At 68.2% G+C, this 6,390-nt stretch carries 6 protein-coding genes; 3 read left to right on the top strand and 3 right to left on the bottom strand.

Going from position 1 to position 6,390, the window contains the following annotated elements; genetic code table 11:
• Positions 1-144 precede the first annotated feature (144 nt).
• Both ACNJ7E_RS16465 and ACNJ7E_RS16460 read right to left on the bottom strand, forming a co-directional pair.
• A complete protein-coding gene (locus tag ACNJ7E_RS16465; protein ID WP_418339895.1) occupies positions 145-1,545 on the bottom strand; it encodes an IS1380-like element ISRop1 family transposase in 1,401 nt (466 codons plus the stop codon).
• A gap of 129 nt (positions 1,546-1,674) precedes the next feature.
• Positions 1,675-2,346 (bottom strand): FadR/GntR family transcriptional regulator, encoded by a 672-nt coding sequence (locus ACNJ7E_RS16460; RefSeq protein ID WP_418340460.1) that lies wholly within the window; start codon positions 2,344-2,346, stop codon positions 1,675-1,677.
• A 168-nt stretch (positions 2,347-2,514) separates the two neighbouring features.
• Here ACNJ7E_RS16460 and ACNJ7E_RS16455 point away from each other — a divergent pair, with 168 nt between their 5' ends.
• Positions 2,515-4,218: a 2-isopropylmalate synthase gene (locus ACNJ7E_RS16455; RefSeq protein ID WP_418340459.1), complete on the top strand. Its 1,704-nt coding sequence runs from the start codon at positions 2,515-2,517 to the stop codon at positions 4,216-4,218.
• A 21-nt stretch (positions 4,219-4,239) separates the two neighbouring features.
• On the opposite strand, the gene ACNJ7E_RS16450 is transcribed toward ACNJ7E_RS16455, so the two are convergent.
• Positions 4,240-5,070: an alpha/beta fold hydrolase gene (locus ACNJ7E_RS16450; RefSeq protein WP_283351610.1), complete on the bottom strand. Its 831-nt coding sequence runs from the start codon at positions 5,068-5,070 to the stop codon at positions 4,240-4,242.
• A gap of 87 nt (positions 5,071-5,157) precedes the next feature.
• On the opposite strand from ACNJ7E_RS16450, the gene ACNJ7E_RS16445 reads away from it, so the two are divergent.
• Entirely contained in the window at positions 5,158-5,736 is a 579-nt protein-coding gene (locus ACNJ7E_RS16445) for a TetR/AcrR family transcriptional regulator (protein ID WP_418340458.1), read from the top strand.
• Positions 5,737-5,884: 148 nt separating this feature from the next.
• Positions 5,885-6,390 (top strand): YceI family protein (locus tag ACNJ7E_RS16440; protein WP_418340457.1); only part of this gene is annotated, 506 nt, incomplete at its 3' end.

Genomic DNA, 6,390 nt, shown 5'->3' with positions numbered 1-6,390 from the left:
CCCGGATCCACCGATAGGGGCGGGTCGGCTGATGGGTTCGGTTGCGGCCGTTGATGGGCTGTCGGGGCGTGGGTGATCGCCCGACCGATGTGTCGGGTTGTTCCACTGGGTCTTTCGGGTCGGGGCCGGGGGTGGCCGGGCGGATTAGGTGACCTGGGGTCTTCGATGCCGGGTGTGGGTGAAGAGTTGGTTCCATTCGGATTCCCAGGGCCAGCGCCGCGGCAGGTGCAGGGTAAGGCGGCGGGCCGAGGACGCGATCCGCGCCGGGACCGAGATCAGGGTCCGGCGGATGGTGGCGGTCGTCGCCCGCACCAGGCGGGCCCCGGTGAGGGTGGCGGCGGCGCGGGTGAGATTGAACGCCATCACCGCAAGCACCAGCCAGGCACTATTGGCGGCGAACCGCCCCGACGGCAGGTGCGCGAGCGCGGAGTTCTTCAGGTCGGCGTGGACCTGCTCGATGATCGCGTGCCCGCGGTGGATCTTGTCCGCGGCCACGGTGTCCAGGACGGCGGGGTCGGTGGTGGTGAAGAACGCGTGGAACCGCCAGGCGTCGAACAACGTGCCCTGACCATCGGTGTGTTCCCGCAGGTCGGGGATGCGGCGCACCACCAACCGGCCCGGTGTCCGCTCGGAGGCGAGGCGGGTGAACGCGGTGAAGTCGATCTCGGCGACCTCGGCGCGGGAGATCCACCGGCCGGCCTGTTCGTCGTAGACGGCGTCGGTGTATTCGATCGGGGTCCACGCATCCTCGTCGATGGCGGCGATCGCCGCCTTCACCGTCGCGGTCATCCGCACCGTGACCGAGACGTCGGCGCCGGAGCGCAGTGCCGCGGACACGGTCGGGTGCCCGTAGAAGGCCGAGTCGGCCCGCACCAGCACAGACCCCGGTGACAGCTGCGGGCGCAGGCGGCCGAGTGTGGCGAGGGCGTCGCTGACCATCCGGGATGCCCCGCGTGGGGATCCGCAGCCGCCGCGGCGCAGGCGTTGGCCGACGATCACCGGTGCCCGCCCGTCGGTGGTGGCGGTGGCGATCAGCGCGTTCAACCCCCGGACCCCCGTATATCCGTAGCCCGAACCCTGCTTGGCGTGCCCGTGCACCGGGACGATGGTGTCGTCGAGGTCGACGAGGATCCGCCCACCGACTTCGGGCCCACCGACCAGCGGTGTTCGTTCGGCCAGGCCTTGCAGGAATCGGGCGGCGACGGCGTCGAGTTGGCGGACGTGCCCGAAGGAGAACGTCCGCAGGAAGGAGCCCAGCGTCGACGGGGCGTACGGGTGGTCGAATACCGTGGGCATGGCGCCGTGCCGCAGCAGCGCCATGTCGTCGATGCTGTCGGCGCCGGCGACCATGCCCGCTACCAGTGCGGTCACCTTCCGGCCCGCGTGTGCGCCCTTGTCGGTGGGCAGCGTCAGATGCTCGTCTGCCAGGTCATCGAGGCCGCAGTCCTGAGCCAACCCCAGGACCGGGATCAGTCCGGCCGCGGCGAGGAGATTGCGGTCGTCGAACGCCGAGGCCGTCACCGGGTGGGTGTGGGATAGTTGCACCCTAGAGATGCCCTTCGTGTCGATCGAACTGGTTCTGTGAGAAGTCCAATTCTTTCAGCACGCAAGGGCATCTCGCCGTTTCGACTCACCTACCCCGCACCACATCGGTGGATCCGGGTTAATAAGTACTCACGGGCGGCGAAGCCGCTCGAGGTGCGCGGTACTGACCCGGACGGCCTCCTCGGCGTCGCCGTCGGCGACCGCCTCCACCAGCCGTCGGTGGGCGTCCGCGTCGGGCTCGTTGCCCGCGCTCAGGTCCAGCGCCGCCGTCAGGTCGAGCATCGCTTCCCGCAGCCGGGGGACGAACGTCTCGAACAACTCGGTCAGCACCGGGTTGTGCGCGGCGACCACGACCGCGCGATGCAGCGCGATGTCTGCGTCGACGAACGCGGCAGCACCGGCCCCGGACGCCGCGGACCGTGCGTTCAGCGCCCGACGGAGCGCCGCGACATCGGCCTCGTCGCGCCGGGACGCCGCCAGTCGGGCCGCCTCGATCTCGACGGTGTGGCGCACCTCGACGACGTGCCGGATCTCCTCGGTCCGGAGCACCCGGTCCCAGTCCTGCCGCGGGGACGACCTGCGGAGGAACACGCCGGCCCCCTGCCGCGACTCGACCATGCCGAGGCCCGCGAGCATCCGGACGGCCTCACGCACCGTCGACCGTCCGACGCCCAGTTCGGCCGCCAGCGTGGTCTCGCCGGGGAGCTTGGCACCGACCTCCCATTCTCCGCTCGCGATCCGCGCGCGCAGCAGATCCGCCGCCTGGTCCGTCAGCAGGTGGCGTCGTATCGACGAAGTCACGCAGAACTCCTCAGGTTGTCTGATGAGTGAATTTCTCCTAGTCTAGCGCCGTGGCGATCCGTGGACTTCTCCTCCACTGCCGCGGCGGGGCCTGAAGGCCGGCACCCTGCCGCGGGGTTTCGCCGCGTCGGTCGTCTCGTGCATCCCATTTCCGAGGAGAAGACCGTCATGACCGGCACCGTCCCCACGTGGAACACCCAGCAACCCTCACCGATGCCCTCCGATCGCTACCGCGCGATCTGGGACCGCGTTCCCGTCCCCGACCTCGACCGCACCTGGCCGACACGACGCACCACCACCGCCCCGCTGTGGGTGCCCGTCGATCTGCGCGACGGCAACCAGGCCCTCGCCGAGCCGATGGATCCGGAGCGCAAACGCAGATTCTTCGAACTGCTGATCTCGATCGGCTACAAGGAGATCGAGGTCGGATACCCGTCAGCGAGCCAGACCGATTTCGACTTCGTCCGCGACCTCGTGCGTCTGGACCTGGTGCCCGAGGACGTGACGATCGTCGTCTTCACCGCGGCCCGCGACGATCTGATCGCCAGGACGTACGAGTCGGTCGTGGGACTGCGGAACGTCGTGGTGCACATGTACACCGCGACGGCGCCGACGTGGCGCTCCGTCGTTCTCGGCAAGGATCGGAAAGCGCTGCACCGGTTGATCTTCGATGCAGCGCAAGAGGTGGCACGCGGTGCCGGCGATCATTCGGGCCGGCGGTTCGAGTTCTCACCCGAGGTGTTCAACCTGACCGAGCCGGACTTCGTGCTCGACGTGTGCAACAGCCTGACCGGGCTGTGGGACGCGAGCCCCGACCGTCCGGTGATCCACAATCTGCCTGCCACGGTGGAGGTCTCGACGCCCAATGTGTATGCCGACCAGATCGAGTACATGCACCGGCATCTGGAGCGGAGGGATTCGGTCATCCTGTCGGTGCACCCGCACAACGACCGCGGCACCGGCGTCGCCTGCGCCGAACTGGCGGTACTGGCGGGTGCGCAGCGGGTCGAGGGCTGCCTGTTCGGCAACGGTGAGCGGACCGGCAACGTCGATCTGGTGACGCTGGCACTGAATCTGCACGCGCAGGGCGTCGACCCGATGATCGACCTCTCGGACATCGACACGGTACGGCGAACCGTGGAGTACTGCAACAGGATTCCCGTTCACGAGCGGCACCCCTACGGCGGCGACCTCGTGTACACGGCGTTCTCCGGCACCCATCAGGATGCGATCAAGAAGGGATTCGCGGAGCATCGGGCGTCCGCAGCGGCACTCGGGCTGGATGCGGGGAGCGCACCGTGGGCGGTGCCGTACCTGCCGATCGACCCGGCGGACGTGGGACGCGACTACCAGGCCGTCATCCGCATCAACAGTCAATCCGGCAAGGGCGGCATCGCGCACCTGCTGCAGAGCGAATACGGTGTCACGCTGCCACGGCGGCTCCAGATCGACTTCGCTGCGAAGGTGCAGGAGGCGGCGGACTCGTCGGGGCTCGAGATCACCGCCGAGGAACTGTGGACGCTGTTCTGCGCCGAGTACGGCTACCGGGGCGGCATCGGCCGCTGGTCCGTCGAGCACGGCCCCGACGGCGACCGGCTGTTCGTCGTGTTCGACGTCGACGGCGTGGAAGTGTCGGGCGAGGCGGTCGCCACCGGCCCCGTCGAGGCGATGACCCACGTCCTCACGTCGAAGGGCATGGACGTCGACGTCCTCTCCCTCACCCAGCACTCGCAGAGGTCGGGCAGCGACAGCGCGGCGATTACGTTGGCGGAGTGCCGCGTCGGGGATCGGACGGTGTGGGGCATGGGCTCACACCAGTCGGTGACGGCCTCCGCGATCCGGGCGGTGTATCGAGCCGTGAGTACTTGTTAACCTCCCGCGGTTAATAAGTACTCACGGGCGGCGAAGCCGCAAAGCCTCCGCGACCACGTCCGGGCGATCCTCGGGCATCAACGTGTAGCTGTCCTCGACCTCCTGCAGTTCGGCGTGCGGGTACAGCTCGGCCAGGCGCCGGCCGTGGTCGCGGGGCATCACCTTGTCCTCGACAGCCCACAGCACGAGGACCGGACGGTCGAAGCTGCGGTTCGCTTCCGCCCACTCCCGCAGCGTCGATTTCGGCGGCACCGAGGTCGTGTACTTGCGCAGATCTCGTCGCACCAGGCGGTCGGTGGTCGCGGGCCGGAACCAGCCGTCCATCACCGACTTCGGTACGGGTCGCTTGCTCATCCAGCCCCAGCCTGCGGGCGCCCGTCGCATCGCCCGGAATCGCAGCGCGTGCATGGCCAACGTGAGACCACCGGGGATCGCCACCGCGAGACCGATTGCGCGACCAGGAATTCCGGGTGGATAGTTGTCGAACGCCTCACACGGGGTGAGGACGAGAGCCCCGATGCGGCTCGAGTCGCCGAGGGCGATCAGCACCTGCGCGCCACCCCAGTCGTTCTGCACGAGGGTGACGTCGGCGAGATCGAGCCGTTCGAGGAATTCGCCGATGAGCAGTCCGAGCCCGCGTAACGAGAGGTCGGCGTCCTCGCGCATCGGAATGCGGTGCGCGCCGAGCGGGAGGTTCGGGACGATGCAGCGGAAGTCCGGGGCGAGTTGCTCCACCACGTGTCGCCACACGGTGCCGTCGATGGTCAGGCCGGAGATGAACACGAGGACGGGACCGTCGCCCCCGGTGTCCCGATACTCGACGGTGCCTGCGGAGAGCTCGATCTGCTTCATGGCCCTCACTCCATTTGATAGATCGTTCTACTGAGAATCAGGTTACGATGAGGTACGCACCGAGCGCAACGGTCGGAGGGCAGAAAAGTGAACGACACGAAGGCCCGGATCCTCGGCACCAGCAGCGACCTCTTCCGCCGCAACGGCTACACCGGGACCGGACTCAAGCAGGTCGCCGCGGAGGCCCGCGCACCGTTCGGGTCGATTTACCACTTCTTCCCCGGCGGCAAGCAGCAACTCGGCGAAGAGGTCATCCGCTCGTCGGGCGAGGAGTACGCCCGGCTGGTCTTCTCCATCCTCGACGCACATTCCGACATCCTCGAGGGGATCGAGGTCGGATTCCGGCTGGCGGGCGAGACCCTGGTGGCCACTGACTACGCGGACGCCTGCCCCATCGCCACGGTCGCACTCGAGGTCGCGAGCACCAACGAGGTGCTTCGCGTGGCCACGGCCGACGTGTTCACGAGCTGGATCGACTCGGGCAGCGCCCTGCTGCGCGAGCGCGGATTCGACGAGGCCGATGCGAGGCGCCTGATCCTGGGATTCGTCACCAGCCTGGAGGGGGCGTTCGTCCTCGCCCGTGCACTGCGCAGCACCGAACCGCTCGATGCCGCCGGCGCCATGGTCCTCGCCGCGGCACGCGCCTGCCTCCCCCCACGTGAGTGAGAAAGCGCCCCCGGGCACACCGTGCCACTCACGTGCGTCATGTGACAGGCAACACATTCGGGTTGCGGAAGAAATTCACCGGGTTCATAGTTGAGGATACAAGAACTTGAACATTCAACTACTTGAGTCGACGATCCGAGGAGTTCACATGACCACCGCCACCGCCACCCTGCCCAACCTCACCGCCGGAACCTGGGCCATCGACACCGTCCACTCCACCGTCGGCTTCTCCGTCCGCCACCTCATGGTCAGCAAGGTCCGCGGCACCTTCAACGACTTCACCGGCGCGATCACCGTCGCCGAGGACGGCACCGCCGCCGTCACCGCCGAAATCCAGGTCGCGTCCATCGACACCAAGAACACCGACCGCGACGCCCACATCAAGTCCGCCGACTTCTTCGACGCCGAGCAGTACCCCACCGCCACCTTCACCTCCACCGCGGTCCGCGCCAAGGGCGACGACTACGTGGTCGAAGGCGAATTCACCCTCCACGGCGTCACCCGCCCCGTCGAGCTCGCCCTCGAGTTCAACGGCGTCAACCCCGGCATGGGCAACGGCCCGGTCGCCGGCTTCGAAGCCACCACCGTCCTCAACCGCAAGGACTTCGGCATCACCATCGACATGCCCCTCGAAGGCGGCGGAGCCGTCGTCGG

The organism is Rhodococcus mengyinensis (assembly GCF_048381435.1).
Lineage (GTDB): Bacteria > Actinomycetota > Actinomycetes > Mycobacteriales > Mycobacteriaceae > Rhodococcus_F > Rhodococcus_F opacus_D.
Note: the sequence above shows the minus strand (reverse complement) of the source record. Positions and strands in the feature narration are given on the sequence as shown.